General features: G+C 71.5%; 16 protein-coding genes and 2 pseudogenes. 9 read left to right on the top strand and 9 right to left on the bottom strand.

Annotated elements, in window-relative coordinates; all coding sequences use genetic code 11:
* Together AB0368_RS38030 and AB0368_RS38025 are read right to left on the bottom strand one after the other, a co-directional pair.
* A pseudogene (locus AB0368_RS38030) lies at nt 1–209 on the bottom strand (RNA polymerase sigma factor SigF); the annotation flags it as partial.
* A 156-nt stretch (nt 210–365) separates the two neighbouring features.
* Entirely contained in the window at nt 366–1,388 is a 1,023-nt protein-coding gene (locus tag AB0368_RS38025; RefSeq protein WP_366158906.1) for a medium chain dehydrogenase/reductase family protein, read from the bottom strand.
* A gap of 148 nt (nt 1,389–1,536) precedes the next feature.
* Between AB0368_RS38025 and ppgK the strand changes: the two genes are divergently transcribed.
* Together ppgK and AB0368_RS38015 are read left to right on the top strand one after the other, a co-directional pair.
* Nucleotides 1,537–2,349: a polyphosphate--glucose phosphotransferase gene (gene ppgK, locus AB0368_RS38020; RefSeq protein WP_366158905.1), complete on the top strand. Its 813-nt coding sequence runs from the start codon at nt 1,537–1,539 to the stop codon at nt 2,347–2,349.
* Between the two features lie 5 nt (nt 2,350–2,354).
* Nucleotides 2,355–2,816: a PPOX class F420-dependent oxidoreductase gene (locus AB0368_RS38015; protein WP_366158904.1), complete on the top strand. Its 462-nt coding sequence runs from the start codon at nt 2,355–2,357 to the stop codon at nt 2,814–2,816.
* A gap of 2 nt (nt 2,817–2,818) precedes the next feature.
* On the opposite strand, the gene AB0368_RS38010 is transcribed toward AB0368_RS38015, so the two are convergent.
* Entirely contained in the window at nt 2,819–3,394 is a 576-nt protein-coding gene (locus tag AB0368_RS38010) for a hypothetical protein (protein ID WP_366158903.1), read from the bottom strand.
* A 90-nt stretch (nt 3,395–3,484) separates the two neighbouring features.
* On the opposite strand from AB0368_RS38010, the gene AB0368_RS38005 reads away from it, so the two are divergent.
* The 5 genes from AB0368_RS38005 to glgB all read left to right on the top strand — a co-directional run bounded on the left by AB0368_RS38005 (nt 3,485) and on the right by glgB (nt 11,724).
* A complete protein-coding gene (locus tag AB0368_RS38005; RefSeq protein WP_366158902.1) occupies nt 3,485–4,300 on the top strand; it encodes a fused MFS/spermidine synthase in 816 nt (271 codons plus the stop codon).
* Nucleotides 4,301–4,438: 138 nt separating this feature from the next.
* Nucleotides 4,439–6,406, top strand: coding sequence for an alpha-1,4-glucan--maltose-1-phosphate maltosyltransferase (locus AB0368_RS38000; protein ID WP_366158901.1), 1,968 nt, complete (start codon nt 4,439–4,441; stop codon nt 6,404–6,406).
* A 47-nt stretch (nt 6,407–6,453) separates the two neighbouring features.
* Nucleotides 6,454–8,229 carry a maltose alpha-D-glucosyltransferase gene (gene treS, locus AB0368_RS37995; RefSeq protein WP_366158900.1) on the top strand — a complete coding sequence of 592 codons (1,776 nt, stop codon included), beginning with the start codon at nt 6,454–6,456 and terminating at the stop codon, nt 8,227–8,229.
* Entirely contained in the window at nt 8,226–9,536 is a 1,311-nt protein-coding gene (locus tag AB0368_RS37990) for a maltokinase (RefSeq protein WP_366158899.1), read from the top strand. Before treS ends, AB0368_RS37990 begins: the two co-directional genes overlap by 4 nt.
* A 19-nt stretch (nt 9,537–9,555) precedes the next feature.
* Nucleotides 9,556–11,724, top strand: coding sequence for a 1,4-alpha-glucan branching protein GlgB (gene glgB / locus AB0368_RS37985; RefSeq protein WP_366158898.1), 2,169 nt, complete (start codon nt 9,556–9,558; stop codon nt 11,722–11,724).
* A gap of 47 nt (nt 11,725–11,771) precedes the next feature.
* Here the strand turns inward: glgB and AB0368_RS37980 are convergent, their stop codons facing one another.
* From AB0368_RS37980 to AB0368_RS37965, 4 genes are all read right to left on the bottom strand, one after another.
* On the bottom strand, nt 11,772–12,119 hold the full coding sequence (locus AB0368_RS37980; RefSeq protein ID WP_366158897.1) for an MmcQ/YjbR family DNA-binding protein: 348 nt from the start codon (nt 12,117–12,119) through the stop codon (nt 11,772–11,774).
* 630 nt (nt 12,120–12,749) lie between these two features.
* The gene (locus AB0368_RS37975) at nt 12,750–13,166 is read right to left on the bottom strand and encodes a VOC family protein (protein ID WP_366158896.1); all 417 of its coding nucleotides are present in this window, start codon (nt 13,164–13,166) and stop codon (nt 12,750–12,752) included.
* A 129-nt stretch (nt 13,167–13,295) separates the two neighbouring features.
* On the bottom strand, nt 13,296–13,841 hold the full coding sequence (locus AB0368_RS37970; RefSeq protein ID WP_366158895.1) for a GNAT family protein: 546 nt from the start codon (nt 13,839–13,841) through the stop codon (nt 13,296–13,298).
* The gene (locus AB0368_RS37965; RefSeq protein WP_366158894.1) at nt 13,841–14,554 is read right to left on the bottom strand and encodes a protein phosphatase 2C domain-containing protein; all 714 of its coding nucleotides are present in this window, start codon (nt 14,552–14,554) and stop codon (nt 13,841–13,843) included. Before AB0368_RS37965 ends, AB0368_RS37970 begins: the two co-directional genes overlap by 1 nt.
* A 65-nt stretch (nt 14,555–14,619) precedes the next feature.
* Between AB0368_RS37965 and AB0368_RS37960 the strand changes: the two genes are divergently transcribed.
* Complete coding sequence (locus AB0368_RS37960; protein WP_366158907.1) at nt 14,620–15,588, top strand: helix-turn-helix transcriptional regulator; 969 nt, start codon at nt 14,620–14,622, stop codon at nt 15,586–15,588.
* 64 nt (nt 15,589–15,652) lie between these two features.
* On the top strand, nt 15,653–18,241 hold the full coding sequence (locus AB0368_RS37955) for a Tex family protein (protein WP_366158893.1): 2,589 nt from the start codon (nt 15,653–15,655) through the stop codon (nt 18,239–18,241).
* A 56-nt stretch (nt 18,242–18,297) separates the two neighbouring features.
* Here the strand turns inward: AB0368_RS37955 and AB0368_RS37950 are convergent, their stop codons facing one another.
* Together AB0368_RS37950 and AB0368_RS37945 are read right to left on the bottom strand one after the other, a co-directional pair.
* The gene (locus AB0368_RS37950; protein ID WP_366158892.1) at nt 18,298–20,028 is read right to left on the bottom strand and encodes a serine/threonine-protein kinase; all 1,731 of its coding nucleotides are present in this window, start codon (nt 20,026–20,028) and stop codon (nt 18,298–18,300) included.
* Between the two features lie 156 nt (nt 20,029–20,184).
* Nucleotides 20,185–21,246, bottom strand: a pseudogene (locus AB0368_RS37945) (hypothetical protein); the annotation flags it as partial.

Genomic DNA, 21,246 nt, shown 5'->3' with positions numbered 1-21,246 from the left:
TGGACGAGGTCGTCGGTGGGTTCGCCGCGGCCGGAGTAGCGGTGGGCGAGGTGGCGGGCCAGCGGCAGCCAGGCCTCGATCGCCCGATCGCGCAGGACGGCGCGGCAGCGGTCCCCGGCGGGAGCCTCGGCCATGGCGTGGAGAAGATCGGCGGCGCTCTCCGTCGTGGAGTCACTCGCCGTGGTGGCGCGGATCGCTGTTGCGGTCATCGAGGAGGTCCTCCATCAGCGGGCAGAGAGCCGTGCCCACACGCGGCGACCGTTCACTCTGGTTTACGCTAGCCGGTCGGCCCAGCCTTGACCAGCCGAAAGTATGAGTCACGCTCCGCGACGCGGGCGATTTGCCCCCTTTGGGGGACGATCCGGTCAGGGCGTCAGGACGATCTTGCCGGCCACGGTTCCCGACTCGGCGAGGCGCAGCGCCTCGGCTGCGCGGGTCAGCGGCAGCTCGGCGGCGACCTGGGCGGTGAGCCGGCCGGCGGCCATCGCCTCGAGGACGGCGGTCAGGTCCGCGCTCAGCCGGGCCTGGAACCGCTTGCGGTTCAGGGCGCGGCCGCCCCACACGTTGTAGAAGGAGGCCCGCCGGCCGTTGGGCAGCAGGTTCCACAGGTAGAGGCGGCCGAGCAGCTTGAGCACCGGGAGCTGGCGGTTGCCGGTGTCGTCACGGGTGGACGCGGTGCCGTACGAGACCAGCGCGCCGCCCCGGCGCAGCAACTTCCAGGACGCCACGATGCCCGGGCCGCCGACGTGGTCGAAGACGGCGTCCACCCCGTCCGGCGCGACGGCGCGAACCTGGGCGGTGACGTCGCCGCGGTAGTCGACCGGGATCACCCCGGCCGACCGCAGCGCCTCATGGTGGCGCGGGGACGCGCTGCCGAGGACCCGCGCGCCGGCCATCCGGGCGAGCTGCACCAGGGTGGAACCGACGCCGCCGTTGGCGCCGAGCACCAGCACGGTCTGCCCGGCGCGTACCTTCGCGTGGCGGTGCAGCATCTGCCAGGCGGTGATGCCGTTGACGACCACGGTCTCGGCGTCGGCGGCCCGCACCCCGGCCGGGACCGGCACGAGGTCGGCGGCGTCCAGGACGGCATGGGTGGTCCAGCCGCCGACCTTGGTGAGCGCGGCGACCCGGCGCCCGCGCAGGGCCGGGTCCACGCCCTGCCCGATCTCGGCGACCGTGCCGACCAGGTCGTAGCCGGGGACGAAGGGGTACGCCGGCTGGTCGTAGTAGCGGCCGCGCCGCATCTGCTGCTCGGCGAAGGAGACGCCGGTGGCCTCGACGCGCACCAGCGCCTGCCCCGGTCCGGGCGCGGGGATCGGGCGGTTGCGGATCTCCAGGCCCTCGGGCTCGACGACGCCGGGAAGGACGATCTCGGTCGCGGAATTCATATCACTGCTCCACTTCGTTAGATGTTCTAACGGCAGTATGCACGCCTCACCGAGCAGGTGCAAGGGCGGGAGGCGGCGGATGGCACGATTCGACCGCGAGTATCTGTGGGTACACATATGCGAAACACCTGTGAGACGGAGAGCGGTTATGGCGATCCTGGGCATCGATATCGGCGGGTCCGGAGTGAAGGGGGCACCGGTCGACACGGTGCGCGGGGAGCTGCTCGCGGAACGGATCCGGATACCGACACCGCAGCCGTCGGACGTGGCGGGCATCGTCGAGACCGTCGCCGAGGTGGCCGGCCAGTTCGGCGACTACGAGCGGGTCGGCATCACGTTCCCCGGCGTGGTGGTCGACGGCGTCACCCGTACGGCGGCGAACGTGGACAAGTCGTGGCTCGACGCGCCGGCCGCGCGGCTCTTCTCCGAGCGGCTCGGCAAGCCGGTGTCCGTGCTCAACGACGCCGACGCCGCCGGCGTCGCCGAGATCGCCTTCGGCGCCGGGCACGACCAGCGGGGCCTGGTGATGATGCTGACCTTCGGTACGGGCATCGGCAGCGCCCTGTTCCTCGACGGCACGCTCGTGCCGAACACCGAGTTCGGCCACCTGGAGCTGCACGGCAAGGACGCCGAGCTGCGCGCCTCCGACCGAGCCCGCGAGCAGGAGGACCTGAGCTGGGAGGACTGGGCCGACCGGGTCCAGGCGTACCTGCGGCACGTCGAGATGCTGCTGTCCCCGCGGCTGTTCATCGTCGGCGGCGGCGTGAGCAAGAAGGCGGACAAGTGGCTGCCGCTGCTCGACGTCCGTACCCCGATCGTCCCCGCGACGCTGCTGAACAACGCGGGCATCATCGGCGCCGCCGTGACCGCCGAGCAGGCGGCCGGGCACCCGGGCGCCGTCCCCGTCGAGGCCGATCGGCCCGGCGTCGTGGGCGCCGCCGTCGGCGATCGGAAGGGCTGAGCGCCGTGGCTCGCACCGTCGCCACCAACAACCGTGTCGGCCGCGAGGAGCTGCTGGAGTTCCTCCGGCCCCGGCACCACGCGATCCTGATGACCACCCGCAGGGACGGCCGGCCCCAGTCGTCGCCGAACACCTGCGGCGTCGACGCCGAGGGCCGCATCGTCATCTCCACCTACCCCGAGCGGGCCAAGGTGAAGAACATCCGCCGCGATCCCCGGGTCAGCGTCTGCGTGCTGTCCGACGAATTCGGCGGCGCATGGGTCCAGGTCGACGGCGTCGCGGAGGTGCTCGACCTGCCCGAGGCACTCGAGCCGCTGGTCGAGTACTTCCGGGTGATCTCCGGCGAGCACTCGGACTGGGACGAGTACCGCAGCGCCATGCAGGAACAGGGCAAGTCCCTGATCCGCGTGACGATCGAATCCTGGGGCCCGATCGCCACAGGCGGCTTCCCGGTGCGCCTCGCCTGACGTCAGGCCGGCATCGACAACGCGGGAAGCAGGTAGAACAAGTCGTCGCGGTGCAGGTCCGCTACCGATTCCAGCAGGTCGGGGTGGCGCAGGAGGATTGCGGCGGCCTGTTCGCGGTCGTCGGGGGCGGTCAGGCGGCGGAACTCGGCCGGGAGGTCGCCCGCGCGGCCGCGGGGACGGGGGCGGTCGTCGGCCGGGGCGCTCGCGGGTACGGCGGCGGCCACCGCGTCGACGGCACGGGCGGCGAGCAGCGGGTCGGCGAGCAGGCAGGCCGCCCAGCTCACCACGACCTCGTCCACCCAGGTGCGCCAGCCCTCGTTCTCGGCGAGCTCGTCGTCGGGCTCGCTGCCGGTGCGCCAGTCCAGGACCGCGGAGCCGCCGGGGCCGGCCATCGCCACCAGCTCGGCGTCGACCGGGGTCGGGTAGCGCAGCCACGCGGCTACGGTGACCGCCTGGCGGGCCTGGAGCTCGTTGAGGGTGGCCGCGGCGCTGTCCGAGCCCGTCCAGGGGTACGCCCGGACCAGCCAGTGCGTGCTGGCCGCGATCACCGGCGACAGCGCGGTCGACGGACCCGCCATATGTTCCCCCAGGGCTCGGTGCGCCCCTGCCTGGGGTGCCTCGCCGTACCTCTCGGCGCCGCAGCCGGGTCCTTGAGTAGCCTGCCCCCGATGGCAACCCACGGCAACCAACGGGCAACGATCTTCGCGCGGGTGGCCTCGGGGACCGCCATGCTGGAGCCGGATCCCGCCCGGGAGCGCGGCTGGACCGTGTGCGTGGACGGGATACCGCAGTCGTATGTCGATCTTGGCGATCCCACGTTCCTGGCTTTCGGATATGTGCGCCGGGTCGCCACGGTGCTGCGGTTGGGGGCTCCTGCGGCCGTACCGTTGACCGTTCTGCATCTGGGGGGCGGCGGGCTGACGCTGCCGCGCTGGATCTCCGCGACGCGGCCCGGCTCGGTGCAGACCGTCGTGGAGCACGATCCGTTGCTGCTGGCAGTCGTGGCCCGGACACTGCCCTGGCCGGATGCGGTGACCGTCGAGGTGGGCGACGCCCGGGCGTTCGTGGACGCGGCCCCGGCCGGGAGCTACGACGCGATCGTGACGGACGTGTTCCAGGGGGCGGCGATGCCGGCGAGCGTCGCCGGGGTGGGTTTCGCGGCCGCCGCGGCCCGCCTGCTGCGGCCCGGCGGCGTGCTCGCGATGAACCTGACCGACCTGCCGCCGCTGTCCTACTCGCGGATCCAGGCGGCGACGCTGCGCGCCGCCTTCGGCGACGTGGCCCTGATTGCGCCGCCGGGCCTGGTCCGGGGGCGCAGGGCCGGCAACGTGGTGCTGGCGGCCGGGGCGGTTTCCGGCGATCTGCCCGTTTCCCGGCTGGCCGCCGCGACGGCCCGGGATCCGGAGCCGGCCAGGGTGTGGCACGGCGCCGATTTGACCGAGTTTCTGGGTGGGGCAAAGGCGCGCCTCGACGGGTACGCCTGAGCGTGCTCCGGTAGGTTGTGGGGCACCGGGTGCGACGCCGTTTGCAGTTCCTCCAATGCGGAGAAACTGACGTGGACGGTCGCTGCATTTCGCCCGTCTCCGAGGCCCCTCCCGACCTTTCTGACTACGGTGGAGATCATGACCGGACGCTTTCCCATCGAAGACGTCACGCCGTCCGTGTCCTGCGGCCGCTACCCGGCGAAGGCGGTGGTCGGCGAGCTGGTCCCGGTCTCGGCCGTGTCCTATCGGGAAGGCCACCACGCGCTGGGCGTGAACGTGGTATGGACCGGTCCCGACGGCGAGGCACAGCCCTTCACCCGGCTCAGCCCCGGCGAGCCCGGCCTGGACCAGTGGCACGGCGTCATCAAGCCGGACCGGGTGGGCCGGTGGACGTTCACCGTCGAGGCGTTCGACGATCCTTACCAGACCTGGCGCAACGCCGTCACCAAGAAGATCGGCGCCGGGCAGGGGCTCGAGGACCTGGCCAACGACCTGGCCGAGGGCGCCGAGGTGCTGGACCTCGCCGCCAAGATCGTGCCGCAGGGCGACGAGGAGCGGGTCCGCGACGCCGCCGCCGCCCTGCGCGACGACCACCGCTCGCTGTTCGCCCGGGTCTCCCCCGCGCTGGAGCTGGAGGAGCTGCTCTGGCACAACCCCGTGCGCCAGCTCGTGACGACCACCCGGTCCTACGCGCTGTGGGTCGACCGCCAGCGCGCCCTCTTCTCCGCCTGGTACGAGCTCTTCCCGCGCTCCGAGGGCGCGGAGGTCGGCCCCGAGGCGACGCCGGTCAAGCACGGGACCTTCGCGACCGCGTCGCAGCGGATCCCGGCCGTCGCGGGCATGGGCTTCGACGTGCTGTACCTGCCGCCGATCCACCCCATCGGCAAGGTCAACCGCAAGGGCCGCAACAACACCCTGGTCGCCCGCCCCGAGGACGTCGGCTCGCCCTGGGCGATCGGCTCCGACGAGGGCGGCCACGACGCCATCCATCCCCAGCTGGGCACGCTGGAGGACTTCCGGGCCTTCATCCGTACGGCGAACGAGCACGGCCTCGAGGTCGCGATGGACCTCGCGCTGCAGGCCGCGCCCGACCACCCCTGGGTCAGCGAGCACCCGGAGTGGTTCACCACCCGCGCCGACGGCACCATCGCGTACGCGGAGAACCCGCCCAAGAAGTACCAGGACATCTACCCGCTGAACTGGGACAACGATCCGAAGGGCCTGCGCGAGGAAGTGCTGCGCGTGGTGCTGCACTGGGTCGAGCAGGGCGTCAAGATCTTCCGCGTCGACAACCCGCACACCAAGGCGCTGAACTTCTGGCAGTGGTGCATCGCCAAGGTCAAGGCCGTCGACCCCGACGTGCTCTTCCTGGCCGAGGCGTTCACCCGCCCGGCGATGATGAACGGGCTGGGCAAGATCGGCTTCACCCAGTCGTACACGTACTTCACCTGGCGCACGACGGCCTGGGAGATGCGTGAGTACGTGCACCAGCTGAAGTCCTCGATCGACTGGATGCGCCCCAACTTCTGGCCCAACACCCCGGACATCCTGCCCGAGCACCTGTGGCACGGCGGCCCGCCGATGTTCAAGATCCGTACGGTCCTGGCGAGCATGCTCTCGCCCTCCTGGGGCATGTACTCGGGGCTGGAGCTCTTCGAGCACGTGCCGCGGCCGGGCTCCGAGGAGTACATCGACAACGAGAAGTTCGAGCTCAAGCCACGCGACTGGGCCGGCGCGGAGCGGGCCGGGCGGTCGCTGGCGCCGTACATCACTCGGCTGAACACCATCCGGCGGGAGAACCCGGCGATGCAGTGGCTGCGGAACATCGAGTTCCACGAGATCGACAACACCGAGCTGCTGTGCTGGTCCAAGCGGGATCCCGAGACGGGCAACACCGTTCTGGTCATCTGCTCGTTCGACTCGGCGAACGTGCAATGGGGCAACACGACCATCGACATGCCCGCTCTCGGCATGGATTGGCACGAGCGCTTCGACGTGGTCGACCAGATCACCGGGGCGTCGTACGAGTGGGGCCAGCACAACGCCGTACGGATCGACCCGTACGTCGAGCCGGCGCACGTGTTCGTGGTGCACCCGCGCCGCTGACGGCGCACGCGATTCAGTTCCTGCGGGGTGGGGTAGGTGAGCGTCTGATGGACTTGACGAACGACCTCGATGTAACCGTCGAGCACGATCCCGCGGAGGGCAGCCACGTCGAGGACGGTGTGGTCGAGCACCCCACCGCCGACGACTTCGGTCATGCCCGGACGCTGCCCGCGGACCGGACCTGGTTCAAACGAGCCGTGTTCTACGAGGTGCTGGTCCGGGCCTTCTACGACTCCAGTGCCGACGGCTCCGGCGACCTGCGCGGCCTGATCGAGCGCCTGGACTACCTCCAGTGGCTCGGCGTGGACTGCCTCTGGCTGCCGCCGTTCTACGACTCGCCCCTGCGCGACGGCGGCTACGACATCCGCGACTTCTACAAGGTCCTGCCGGACTTCGGCACGGTGGAGGACTTCGTCGCCCTGCTCGACGCGGCGCACAAGCGCGGCATCCGGGTCATCACCGACCTGGTCATGAACCACACCTCGGACTCGCACGCCTGGTTCCAGGAGTCGCGCCGCGACCCCGACGGCCCGTACGGCGACTTCTACGTGTGGAGCGACACCAGCGAGCCGTACTCGGACGCCCGGATCATCTTCGTCGACACCGAGGAGTCGAACTGGACGTTCGACCCGGTGCGCCGGCAGTTCTACTGGCACCGGTTCTTCAGCCACCAGCCGGACCTGAACTACGACAATCCGAAGGTCCAGGAGGCGATGCTCGACGTCCTGCGCTTCTGGCTGGACCTGGGCATCGACGGCTTCCGGCTGGACGCGGTGCCGTACCTGTTCGAGCGCGAGGGCACCAACTGCGAGAACCTGCCCGAGACGCACGCGTTCCTCAAGCACTGCCGCAAGGTGATCGACGACGAGTTCCCCGGCCGGGTCCTGCTCGCCGAGGCGAACCAGTGGCCCGCGGACGTGGTGGAGTACTTCGGCGACTCGGACGCCGGCGGCGACGAGTGCCACATGGCGTTCCACTTCCCGCTCATGCCGCGCATCTTCATGGCCGTGCGGCGCGAGTCCCGCTTCCCCATCTCCGAGATCCTGGCCCAGACGCCGGAGATCCCGGACATGGCCCAGTGGGGCATCTTCCTGCGCAACCACGACGAGCTCACGCTCGAGATGGTCACGGACGAAGAGCGCGACTACATGTTCACCGAGTACGCCAAGGACCCGCGGATGAAGGCGAACGTGGGCATCCGCCGGCGGCTCGCCCCGCTGCTGGAGAACGACCGCAACCAGATCGAGCTGTTCACCGCCCTGCTGCTGTCCCTGCCCGGCTCCCCGGTGCTGTACTACGGCGACGAGATCGGCATGGGCGACAACATCTGGCTGGGCGACCGCGACGGCGTCCGCACACCCATGCAGTGGACCCCCGACCGCAACGCGGGATTCTCCACGGCCAATCCCGGCCGGCTGTACCTGCCGGCCAACCAGGACCCGGTGTACGGGTACCAGGCGGTCAACGTGGAGGCCCAGCGCGACAACTCCACGTCGCTGCTCAACTGGACCCGGACGATGCTGGCCGTCCGGCGGCGGCACGAGGCGTTCGCCATCGGCACGTTCCGCGAGCTCGGCGGCTCCAACCCGTCGGTGCTGGCGTACCTGCGTGAGGCCGGGGACGACGTGGTGCTCTGCGTCAACAACCTCTCGCGCTTCCCCCAGCCCATCGAATTGAACCTGCAGCACTGGAACGGGTACACGCCGGTCGAGCTGACCGGGCACGTGAACTTCCCGCGCATCGGCCAGCTGCCCTACCTGCTGACGCTGCCGGGACATGGGTTCTACTGGTTCCAGCTCTGCGGGTCCGAGGAGAAGCAATGACGCTGCCCTTCGCCGAATGGCTGCCCCAGCAACGCTGGTACGCGGGCCGCAGCCGTACCCTCGTCTCCGCCGAACCCTCCTCGATGACACCGCTGCGCGACGACATGGACCTGATCCTCGTCGACGTCGCGTACGAGGACGGCAGCACCGAGCGCTACCAGGTCGTGGTCGCGTGGAACGACGGCCCGATCTCGGAGTACAGCACGATCGCCACGATCGGCACCGACGGCGATCGCACCGGCTACGACGGGCTCTACGACGCCGATGCGGCCCGCTTCCTGCTCGGGCTGATCGACTCGTCGGCGGTCAAGGGCGACGTGGTGTTCACCAAGGAACCGGGCACCTCGCTGCCGCTCAACTCGTCGCCACGGGTCTTCGACGCCGAGCAGAGCAACACCAGCGTGATCTTCGAGGAGGAGGCCATCCTCAAGATCTTCCGTCGGGTCGACTGCGGCATCAATCCCGACATCGAGCTCAACCGGGTCCTCGGCCGCGCGGGCAACCCGCACGTGGCCCGGCTCCTCGGCTCGTTCGAGACGAGCTCGGACAGCGGGCCCTGCCCGCTCGGCATGGTCACCGCCTACGCGGTCAACTCCGCCGAGGGCTGGGCGATGGCCACCGCCAGCGCCCGCGACCTGTTCGCCGACGCGGACCTGCGGGCCGACGAGATGGGCGGCGACTTCGCCGGCGAGTCGTACAGGCTGGGCGAGGCCGTCGCGTCGGTGCACCGGACCCTCGCCGACGAACTGGGCAGCGGGCCGTCGCCGTTCCCGGTCGACGCCGTCGTGGCCCGGCTGACCTCGGCCGCCGCCACCGTGCCCGAGCTGCGGGAGTACGTCCCCGTCATCGAGGAACGGTTCCGCAAGCTCACCGGCGAGCAGGTGACCGTGCAGCGGGTCCACGGCGACCTGCACCTCGGCCAGGTGCTGCGCACCCCGCAGGCGTGGCTGCTCATCGACTTCGAGGGCGAGCCGGGTCAGCCGCTGGACGAGCGCCGGCTGCCGGACTCGCCGCTGCGCGACATCGCCGGCGTGCTGCGAAGCTACGAGTACGCGGCCTACCAGCTGCTGGTGGATCAGGACGACGACGAGCACCTGGCCGCGCGCGCCCGCGAATGGGTCGACCGCAACCGGGCCTCCTTCTGCGACGGGTACGCGGCAGCCGCCGGCGCCGACCCGCGCGACCATGCCGCGTTGCTGGCGGCGTACGAGCTGGACAAGGCGGTCTACGAGGCCGCGTACGAAGCCCGGCACCGGCCCGGATGGCTGCGCATCCCGCTGCGGTCCATCGCCCGGCTCGCCGGCTGACACCCCGGAGGAAGAACCGATGATCGGCCAGACCACCCCACCCTCCTCGCCCGCGCCGGGCGGCGCCGACCAGCGCCAGATGCACGCCGTCATCTCGGGCGACACGCACGACCCGCACTCGCTGCTGGGCGCGCACCCCAGCGGCGGCCGCACGGTGATCCGGACGATGCGCAAGGGGGCGAAGGCCGTCGCGGTGGTCGTCGGCGACGAGCGTACGGAGATGACCCAGGTGCACCCTGACGGCATCTTCGCCGCCGAGCTGCCCGACTCCGTGCTCGACTACCGCATCGACGTGGACGGTACGGTCTGCGACGACCCGTACCGGCACCTGCCCACCCTCGGCGAGCTGGACCTGCACCTGATCGGCGAGGGGCGGCACGAGAAGCTGTGGACGGTGCTCGGCGCCCACCCGCGCGGCGAGGGCGTCGCGTTCGCCGTGTGGGCGCCGTCGGCCCGCGGCGTGCAGGTCATCGGCGACTTCGCGGGCTGGGGCCCGTACGACGGCCTGCCGATGCGTTCGCTCGGCGGCAGCGGCGTCTGGGAGATCTACGTGCCGGGCGCGTCCGCCGGCACCAAGTACAAGTTCAAGATCCTCGGCCGCGACGGCGTCTGGCGCGAGAAGGCCGACCCGATGGCCCAGCACACCGAGGTGCCGCCGGCGACCGCATCGGTCGTCTTCGAGTCCGGGTACGAGTGGCAGGACGGCCAGTGGATGGCCGAGCGCGCCACCCGGCACTGGCACCAGGAACCGATGAGCGCCTACGAGGTGCACCTCGGCTCGTGGCGGCCGGGCCTGTCCTACACCGAGCTCGCGTCGCAACTCGTCGACTACGTGGCCGACAGCGGCTTCACGCACGTCGAGCTGATGCCGGTCATGGAGCACCCGTTCGGCGGCTCGTGGGGCTACCAGGTCACCGGCTACTTCGCGCCGACGTCGCGCTTCGGCACGCCCGACGAGTTCCGCTACCTGGTCGACAAGCTCCACCAGGCGGGCATCGGCGTGATCCTGGACTGGGTCCCGGCGCACTTCCCCAAGGACGAATGGGCCCTGGCCCGCTTCGACGGCACCCCCCTCTACGAGCACGGCGACTGGCGGCGCGGCGAGCACCCGGACTGGGGCACGTACGTCTTCGACTTCGGCCGCAAGGAGGTCCGCAACTTCCTCGTGGCCAACGCCCTCTACTGGTGCGAGGAGTTCCACGCCGACGGTCTGCGCGTCGACGCGGTCGCCTCGATGCTGTACCTGGACTACTCCCGCAAGGACGGCGAGTGGACGCCGAACCAGTACGGCGGCCGCGAGAACCTCGACGCGATCAGCTTCCTGCAGGAGATGAACGCGACGGTCTACAAGAACAGCCCCGGCGTGGTCACGATCGCCGAGGAGTCCACGGCCTGGCCGGGCGTGACCCGTCCGACCCATCTCGGCGGGCTGGGCTTCGGCTTCAAATGGAACATGGGCTGGATGAACGACACCCTGTCCTACATGGAGAAGGAGCCGATCTACCGGCAGTGGCACCACCACCAGCTGACCTTCGCCACCGTGTACGCCTGGAGCGAGAACTACATCCTGCCGATCAGCCACGACGAGGTCGTGCACGGCAAGGGCTCGCTGACCGGCAAGATGCCCGGCGACCTCTGGCAGAAGCTCGCCAACAACCGCGCCCTGCTCGGCTTCATGTGGGCCTTCACCGGCAAACAGCTGATCTTCATGGGCGCCGAGATGGGCGACGAACGCGAGTGGAGCGAGGAACGCGGCCTCGACTGGGACCTGCTCGCCGACGAGAGCCGAGGCGGCGGCATCCACCGCCTGATCAAGGACCTGAACCGCACATACCGCGAAACGCCGGCGCTGTGGACGCAGGACACCACGCCGAGCGGCTTCCGCTGGATCACCTCGGAGGACTCGCAGCACAACACGTTCTCGTTCCTGCGCTTCGCCCCCAACGGCGACACCCTGGCCTGCGTGGTCAACTTCGCGGCGGTCCCGCACGAGGACTACCGCATCGGCCTCCCCCGGGCGGGCGTGTGGCGCGAAGTCATCAACACGGACAGCACAATGTACGGCGGCTCGGGCGTAGGCAACCTGGGCGAGGTCCACGCCGAAGCCCTGCCCTGGCACGGCCTGAACGCATCAGCGGCGCTGCGGGTACCGCCCCTCGGGGCGGTCTGGTTGCGCTTCGAGGGCTGAGCCGGGCCGACGCGGGCGTCTCCTCGGGAGGCGCCCGCTCCTTTTGTTCAGCGGGAGGTGCGCAGGGTCTTCGGGGCTACGGTGTTGAAGGCGTCCTCGCACAACTCCGCGATCTCCGCCCAGTCCACCTCACCGTCCAGCCGCACCCCTAGCCATCCGCGATGCCCCACGTAGGGCGGGCGGAAGAATCGGTCACCGTCGGCGAGGATCAGCTCCTCCTGAGCGCCTGGCGGGGCGGCGCACCATAGCTGCGGGAAGTCGGTGTCGTGATGGCCGTCGGCCATCAGCGAGACGAATGTCCGCTTGTCGCGGACGAACCAGGTCGGTGAGCCGTGACTGAGCCGCTCGGTGACCTCCGGCAGCGCGAGGCAGATCCGCCGCACCTCCTCGAGCACTTCTGTGCCTCCCCTCCGCACTGAACCAGCATGCGCTACGCCTTCAGAGCCGCTTTGCTGACCGCGCCGCTAATCGCTTTGCTGACCACGTCGCTGATCCGGCCCGGGGACCGTGACAACCCGCCCCAGGGTCCGCGCCAGCCTGCCGCGGTGACCGCGCCAGCCCACCTCAGTGACCGCCGCCAGCCCACCGCGGTGACCGTGCCCCGTGCGCTGCTGTCTCCGCTCGATCGGCGGTCGTTTCTGCGGCCTCTCCCCCTCCACAGCCCGGCCCGAAGTCCACGGCGGCCCGCAGGGCTTCCCCGCCGGCAGGTGGGCAGGGGCTTCCCCCGCCGGGCAGCTGGGCCGGGCAGCTGGGCCCGGCAGGCGGGGCCGAGGCGGCCAGGCACGCGGGCCGGGGCGGCCGGCCAGGCACGCGGGCGGTCGGACAGGGGCAGCTCGGCGGGCCGCCGTCAGGCCGCACGCGCCTGACCGCGAGGCCGCAACGCACCACCCGCAGTCCACAACGCGCAGCCGAAGCCGTCCGCACCCGCACGAGGTCCCCAGCCGCCCCCTCCGGCTGACCCCGCCCACCGAAGACTCACCCGCCTCCCACAACCCCGGTGATAGCGCTCAGACGAGAGAGGCGACTCAGGCCTGCGGAGCGGTGATGTTGACCATCCAGTCGATGCCGAACCGGTCACGGCAGCTGCCGAACTCGTCGCCCCACATCTGCTTCTCCAGGGGCACGCTGACCGTCCCGCTCTCGGACAGCTTCTCCCAATACCCGCGCAGCGCGTCGGCGTCGTCGCCGCTGAGGCTGACCGAGATGGTCGATCCCGGTACGACCTCCATGCCCGGCGGCGTGTCGGCGGCCATCAGCGCGAGGCCGCTCGGCGTCTCCAGCAGGGCGTGCATGATCTTGTCGGCCACCGCCGGGTCAGGCATCCCGAACTCGCCGAAGGTGTTGATCCGGAGGTCGCCCCCGAAGACGGAGTGGTAGAACTCCATCGCCGCGCGCGCGTTGCCGTCGGGGAAGGAGATGTACGGGTTGAGGCGAACGGACATGGCCGGCTCCTTTGCCGAGACGAGTTTGCCGTGACCTGCGACTACGCAGCCGCGACACGAACCGAAACCTGTGACTGACGAGGCCGCTGTGCAACCAGCACCATAGCCCCGCCGCCACCCGCCGCGCCCCTAATCTTCGTGGCCTGTGGAAAACCAATCGTCGGACAACAGCCCGTAGAGCAGGTCGTCCGTCCACTCGTTCTTGATCCAGGTGTGCTGCCGCAGATGCCCCTCGCGCGTGAAGCCGATCCGCTCCAGCAACCGCGCCGACGCCGTGTTCCGCGCGTCGCACTCCGCCGACACCTTGTGCAGGCCACGGTCACGGAACAGATGGTCGACGACCGCCCGTACGGCCTCGGTGGCGTACCCGTGTCCCTGCCACCGGGGGGCCAGCGTGTAGCCGATCTCCGCCTGCCGCAGGTTGTCCGCGAGGTTCACGCCCACGTCCCCGACGAGCGTGTCCTCCTCCGCGAGCTCGACCGCGTACTGGAACCAGCCCGGCTGTCGCGGATCCGCGGCGACCATCGTCTGGACGGCGTACCGTGCCTTGTCCAGCGAGTACGGCGAGTTCCACGACTGGTAGCGGGCCACGGACGGATCCGACCGGTACGCAGCCAGCGCCCCCGCATCCTCGAGCCGGAACCGGCGCAGCACGAGGCGCTCGGTGGTGAGCACTACTCGAGGTCCGCGACGATCACGGTCACGTTGTCAGGCGCCCCGGCTTCCAGGGTTCGCGCGATCAGCTCCGCCGCACACACCTGCCGGTCCGCGTACGCCCGCAGCGTCGTGGCGATCACCTCGTCCTCGACGTAGTCGCTGAGCCCGTCGCTGCACAGCAGGAACCGGTCGCCGGCGCGTACCGGAACCATCCGGCCCGCCGGGCGGAACGGGCCGCCCTGGACCGCCTGGGTGACCAGGGCCCGCTGGGGGTGCCGGCGGGCGTCGCCCGGGGTCAGCACGCCCTGGTCGACCAGCGCCTGCACGTACGTGTCGTCGCGGGTGATCTGGGTCAGCACCCCGTCGCGCATCAGGTAGCAGCGGGAGTCGCCGACGTTGAGGGCCGCGACGCGGTCGCCGGCGAGCAGCAGGGCCGTCACCGTGGTCCCCATGCCGTCGCGGTCGGCGTCGTCGGCGACGGCCGCCTCGATCCGCTCGTTCGCCGTGGCGAGCGCGGCGATCAGGTCCTGCAACGGTTCGTCCGACTCCGGGATGTCGTCGACGACGGCCACCGCTTTCACCAGGATGTCGCTGGCGAGTTCGCCGGCGGGCAGGCCGCCCATGCCGTCCGCCACGACCAGCAGCCGCCCGCCGACGAAGACCGCGTCCTCGTTGTTCGACCGGACCAGCCCCTGGTCGGAGGCGGCGACCGCACGTAGCACCAAGCTCATGCCTCCAAGACTGCCAAAGGGCGGAGAGCATGTCTGTAGTACGTAGTACGTAGTGTTGAGAGGTGATGCCGGTGCCGATGGTCGGCCGGGCGGCCGCACTCGACGAACTGCGGCACGCCTGGGAGCGTGTGCGCGGCGGCGGCCGGTGCGTCCCCGCCGTCGTCACCGGCCTGCCCGGGACCGGGAAGAGCACCCTGGCCGCGGCGGCGGCGCAGGTAGCGGCCGCTGAGGTGGTCCTGTCCGGGTCCGCACGGCTGCACTCCCCCGCACCGTACGACTGGCTGGCCGCCGTGCTCGCCGCCACCGGGCCACGCCCGGATCTGCCCGTGCCGCCCGACGCGCTGGCCTGGCTCGCCCAGGATCCCGATGTCCCCCGGGAGCGGTACACGCCCGACGCGCTGCTGCGCCTGGCCGTCACCACGGTGCGCACGCTGGTCGGGGGGCGCCCGGCCGTCCTGCTGGTCGACGATCTGCACGCTCTCGACCCCGCCAGCCTCAGCCTCATCGCGGAGCTGGCCGGCGCGGACGTCCCCGCCCTGCTGCTGGTGACGTCCCGCCCTCCGGACGCCGCGGTCAACCCCGCCCTCACCGTCCGTGCGCTGGAGCGCCTGGCCGGCGCGCCCGGTGCCGTGCGCCGGCATCTCGGTCCGCTCACCGCCGGGCAGGTGGCCCAGGTCCTCGATCACGTGTACGGGGACAGCCGGCCGTCCCGGGCCCTCGCCGAGGCGGTATGGCGGCGCACGGGCGGGAACCCGTACCGGATCACCGAGCTGCTGGCCGGCGACCGGGACGACCTCGCCGGGCAGCTGCGGGAGGCTGTGGAGCTGACCGCCCGCGAGCGGGAGGTGCTCGGCTGTCTGGCGGAGGGGATGGCGAACAAGCAGATCGCCGGCGCGCTCGGCATCTCGGTCCGCACGGTGACCGTGCACGTGTCGAATCTGCTGCGTAAGACTGGTGCGGTGTCCCGCACCGAGGCCGCGTTGTGGGCGGTCCAGCGGGATCTCGGGGCGGATGTGCGCACCCGGACCGGGTGATGATCAGCTCGCCGTGAGCGGGGTGCCGCGACAAGTGTCGTACCCCTCGGTCACAATCGTCCGCGTGACGACAGCCATCCATCAGCGCATCGCCCAGGAGCTCGGGGTCCGCGAGGGCCAGGTCTCGGCGGCCGTCGAGCTGCTCGACGGCGGTGCCACCGTGCCGTTCATCGCCCGGTATCGCAAGGAGGTCACCGGCACCCTCGACGACCAGCAGCTGCGTGTGCTGGAGGAACGCCTCGGCTACCTGCGCGAGCTCGAGGACCGGCGGGTCGCCGTACTCGAATCGATCCGCTCGCAGGGCAAGCTCGACGACGCGCTCGAGGCGCAGATCATGGCCGCGGATTCCAAGGCGCGGCTCGAGGACATCTACCTGCCCTACAAGCCGAAGCGCCGCACCCGCGCGCAGATCGCCCGTGAGGCCGGCCTGGAGCCGCTCGCCGACCTGCTGCTCGGCGACCCCGCCCGCGACCCGAAGGCCGAGGCGGCGGCATACGTGGATACCGACAAGGGGGTGGCCGACGCGGCCGCGGCCCTCGACGGGGCCCGGGCGATCCTCATCGAGCGCTTCGCCGAGGACGCCGACCTCATCGGTGAGCTGCGCGAGCGCATGTGGACGCGCGGCCGGCTGGTCGCCAAGGTGCGCGAGGGCAAGGAGACCGACGGCGCGAAGTTCGCCGACTACTTCGACTTCGCGGAGCCGTACACGAAGCTGCCCTCGCATCGGATTCTCGCCATGTTCCGCGGCGAGAAGGAGGAAGTCCTCGACCTCACGATGGAGCCGACCGCCGACGAGGCGGACGCGCCGTCGTTCGAGGCCGCGATCGCCGGCCGCTTCGGCGTCTCCGACCACGGCCGGCCCGGCGACCGCTGGCTGGCCGACACGGTGCGCTGGGCCTGGCGCACCCGCATCCTCATCCACCTCGGCGCCGACCTGCGGGTCCGGCTGTGGCAGGCGGCCGAGGACGAGGCCGTGCGGGTCTTCGCGGCCAATCTGCGCGACCTGCTCCTCGCCGCGCCCGCCGGCACGCGCGCCACCATGGGCCTCGACCCCGGATTCCGTACGGGTGTGAAGGTGGCCGTCGTCGACTCCACGGGCAAGTGCGTCGCCACCTCGACGATCTACCCGCACGTCCCGCAGAACAAGTGGGACGCGTCCATCCACACGCTGGCGGAGCTCGCCAAGCAGCACAACGTCGACCTGGTGGCCATCGGCAACGGCACTGCGTCCCGCGAGACCGACAAGCTGGCGGCCGATCTCATCAAGCGGCACCCCGAGCTGAACCTGACCAAGGTGATGGTGTCGGAGGCCGGTGCGTCTGTGTACTCGGCTTCGGCGTACGCATCGCAGGAACTGCCCGGCATGGACGTCTCGCTGCGCGGCGCGGTCTCCATCGCCCGGCGTTTGCAGGATCCGCTGGCCGAACTGGTCAAGATCGATCCGCGCTCGATCGGCGTCGGGCAGTACCAGCACGACCTGTCCGAGGTGAAGCTGTCCCGCTCGCTCGACGCGGTGGTCGAGGACTGCGTGAACGCGGTCGGCGTCGACGTCAACACGGCGTCCGCTCCCCTGCTGACCCGGGTCTCCGGCATCGGCGCGGGCCTCGCGGAGAACATCGTGCTGCACCGCGACGCCAACGGCCCGTTCCGCAGCCGCTCGGAGATCAAGAAGGTCGCCCGGCTCGGCCCCAAGGCGTTCGAGCAGTGCGCGGGCTTCCTGCGCATCCCCGACGGCGACGACCCGCTCGACGCCTCCAGCGTGCACCCGGAGTCCTACCCGGTGGTCCGCAAGATCCTCGCCACGGCGGGCACCGACCTGCGCGCCGCCATGGGCAACAGCCCGATCCTGCGCGCGCTCAAGCCCGAGCAGTTCGTCACCGACACGGTGGGCCTCCCCACGATCACCGACATCCTGCGCGAGCTCGAGAAGCCGGGCCGCGACCCGCGCCCGGCCTTCACCACGGCCACCTTCGCCGAGGGCGTGGAGAAGATCGCCCACCTGAAGCCGGGCATGGTCCTCGAGGGCGTCGTCACCAACGTGGCGGCGTTCGGGGCCTTCGTCGACGTCGGCGTCCACCAGGACGGCCTCGTGCACGTGTCGGCGCTGTCGAACACGTTCGTGAAGGACCCCCGCGAGGTGGTGAAGTCCGGCGACGTGGTCAAGGTCCGCGTGGTCGAGGTGGACGAGGCCCGCAAGCGCATCTCACTGACGATGCGCCTGACCGACGAACCCCGCCAGGGCGGCGGCGACCGGCGCGGCCCCGGCGGCGGGGACAAGCGCGGGCCGGGCGGCGGCGACCAGCGCGGCCAAGGCGGCGGCAGGCAAGGCGGCGGCGACCGGCGCGGCCAAGGCGGCGCTGGACAGGGCGGCCAAGGCGGCGCTGGGCAGGGCGGCGGCGGCCAAGGCGGCGGACAAGGCGGCGGGCAGGGCGGCGGCGAGCGCGGCGGTCGCGACCGCGGTGCACGCGACGGCGGCCAGCGCGGTGGACAGCCCCGTCAGGGCGGTGGCGGCGCGAGCGGCGGCAGCCAGCGTCAGGGCCAGCCGCGCCAGGGCGGCGGTCAGCAGCGCGGCAGCGGCCAGCAGTCCGGCACGAGCTTCAACGGCGGCGCGATGGCCGACGCCCTGCGGCGGGCCGGGCTGACGAAGGACTGACATCCGGCGACGCCCCCGGCTCACCAGGGCCGGGGGCGACCGCGACGCCCGCCCTGTCAGACCTGCCAGATCTTGATGTCGGTGAAAGCCACCTCATAAGGGCCGGTCGGCGCCGCGTACTGCTCCGTGTAGATGCCCAGCGCGACCCGCCCGATCGTGATGTCCTTGTCGGTCACCGCCAGGGTCCCCACCAGCTCCCCGTCGCGCAGGATCTCGAGCGTCTCGCCCTGCATCGTCAGTGTCATCGTTGTCGGGGGCGCGCCCACGCCGATCGGGGCGTCGTCGAGCGGGAACGTCTTGAGGACCTCGATGTCGGTGGATTTGTGGGTGCCGACGTACACGTTGCGTTCGCAGACGCGTACCTGGTAGCCCTGGTTGCCGCGGAAGCGCAGCCAGACGGAGGCGCAGCTGTCCGGGGTGAGCAGCCGGATGCCGACCTGCACCTGCAGGTCGGCAGGTTCGGCGTCGGCCGGACCGCGGCAGCGGAAGACGCCCTTGGTCTCGCGGCGCACGATCAGGCCGTCGCGGAACGAACAGGTCGCCCCCTCGTCGGCGTCGGTGGACGCCTTCCAGAGGCGGGGCTGCCGCAGCGGATCCGTCAGCAGTGGCGCCTCCTGCTGCCCGGGCGGGGCCAGATCGCGGTCGCGGAACCTGGGCCAGAGACCCACCGCGAGGCCGGCCGTCGCGAGGAGGGCGAGCACGAGCAGGATCATCGCCGTCGGCAGGACCCAGGGGCGGCGGGGGTGCGGCTCACGCGTGAACGGGGTCGCCGGTCCGGCCGGGGACACCGGCACCGGCTGCGTGACGATCGAGTCCTCGGTGTAGCCGACGAGCTCCGCCGGCGCCGCGATCGCGGTCAGTTGGCGGGCCGAGTGGTAGCCGGTGGCCGCCTGCGCCTCCTCGGCCGCGACCCGCAGGCCCGGCTGGTGGGCGAGGGCCGCCGCGGCCGGGGCCGGCTGCTGCGGGCTCGTCACCAGCAGGTCGAGCAGCTCGCGGGCGGTCGGGCGGTTGGCCGGATCCTTCTCCAGGGCGTGCGCGACCAGGTCGCGCAGCGGCCCGCTGAGGCCCGTCAGATCCGGCGGGCGGGTCAGGATCCGGGCCGCGGTCGCCGGCGGCGAGTCGGCGCTGAAGGGGGTACGGCCGGTGCCCGCGTACGCGACCACGCCACCCCAGGCGAACACGTCGGCGGCCGGGGTGAGCAGCGTGGTGTCGTCGCCGAAGCGCTCGGGCGCCATGTACGCCACCGTGCCCACCATCTCGTCCGTGTGGGTGTGCCCGTCGGTGGCCTCCATGGGCCGGGCGATGCCGAAGTCGATGACCTTGGGGCTGCCCGGCGCGAGCAGCACGTTGCGGGGTTTGAGGTCGCGGTGGATGATCCCCGCGCCGTGGATGGCGGTGAGGGCGGTCGCCACGCCGATCGCGACGCCGTGCAGGTTGGCGGCGGTGAGCGGGCCGCGTTCCTCGACAACCTCGGCGAGGCTGGGGCCGTCGACGTACTCGACGACCAGGTAGGGCTGTTCGTGGTCGGGGTCGGCGTCGAGCACCTCGGCGGTGCAGAACGGCGGCACCTGGCGGACCCGGTTGACCTCGCTGCGGAAGCGGCGGCGGAACGCGTCGTCGGGGGCCAGGTCGGCGCGGATCATCTTGACCGCTACGAGTGTCCCCGACGCGGCGCGCGCCAGGTAGACGGTGCCCATGCCGCCCTCGCCGAGCCGGCTGAGCAGCTCGTACGGCCCCAGCCTGCGCGGGTCACGCGGGCGCAGCGGGGTCGTCCGCTCCTCCGCCATGCCGCTGCTCCTACGCCCCCGGACGGCTCGTTCGCCGTCCTCCCCGCGCCCTCAGGGCACGGGACATCACCCCCGACAGGAAGGCACCCTATCGGGCGGTGTCACTGCCTGCGAAGACCCGTCCGCCGGTTGCCGCCTAACCGACACTCGAGATCCTCAGATCGACCGGATGTCGACGTTGCTGAAAGTGACCGCGTATGGCGGCTCCGTGTCGGTGGCCTCCGCACTGAGGCCGAGTCTGACCTCGCCGGCGTCCGCGACCCGGGCCGGCAGGGCGAACTCGCCGGCGAAGGTGCCGCCCCGGAAGACCTGGGCCGCGCCGTCGCGGACGACGAGGTGGATGCGGGTGGTCTTCTGCAGCGGGATCGGGTCGTCGAGCTGCACGCTGTCGAAGACCTGACGGTCGGCGGGTGTGTCCGCGGCGAGGTCGATCTCGTCCTGGCAGATGCGCAGCACCTGGCCGCCGTCCTGGTCGCTCCAATGGAACCAGATGGCCGCGCAGCTGCCTGCGGTCTGCAGCGTCGTGGTGACCTCGACACCGAAGTCGTCCTCGATCTTCTCGTCGGGCCCGGCGCACTGGTAGACGCCGCGGTCGATGCGCTCGGCCTTCATCACGCCGCGGATGAAGCAGCGCGCGTTCGCCTCGCGGATCTCACTGTCGAACCACTGCCCGGGCTGGTTCAGCGGGTCCTGGATGATCGGTTCGCCGCCGGTCGGCTCGATCGGCACGGGTCTGCCGCCGGTTGACGGTGGTTCCGGGTCGTCCGGCGGGGCGCTCGGCAGCGGGTCGTCGGTCGCCGGGCTCCCGGTGCCGCCGGGGCCGGGCTCCGGCGCTCCGGCCGCCTCGCCGCCGTCCGGCGAGGAGGTGCCCGCCGTGGGGGTGCGGCTCCGGGCGTGGGCGTTCACGACGAGGCCGACGGTGGTGAGCCCGGCGATGACCAGCAGCACCGCCAGCGCGGCGAGCATCCGGTGGCCTCGGGTGCGCACGGCCCGGTCCGGCGGCGGTTCGTAGTCGTCGTAGTGGGGGTCGGCGGTCACCGCGCGGAGCAGGTCGTCGCGCGACTCGGTGAGCACCGTGGTTTGCTGCCGGGCGGCGACGGGCCGCGGGGCGGGCCGGTCGCCGAGGAGCATGTCCAGCAACTCCCGCGCACTCGGACGATCCCGCGGATCCTTCGCCAACGCCAACCCCACCACCGCCCGCAACGGCTGCGGCAACCC

It is taken from the genome of Actinoplanes sp. NPDC051475 (genome assembly GCF_040689425.1).
Taxonomy (GTDB): domain Bacteria; phylum Actinomycetota; class Actinomycetes; order Mycobacteriales; family Micromonosporaceae; genus Actinoplanes.
Note: the sequence above shows the minus strand (reverse complement) of the source record. Positions and strands in the feature narration are given on the sequence as shown.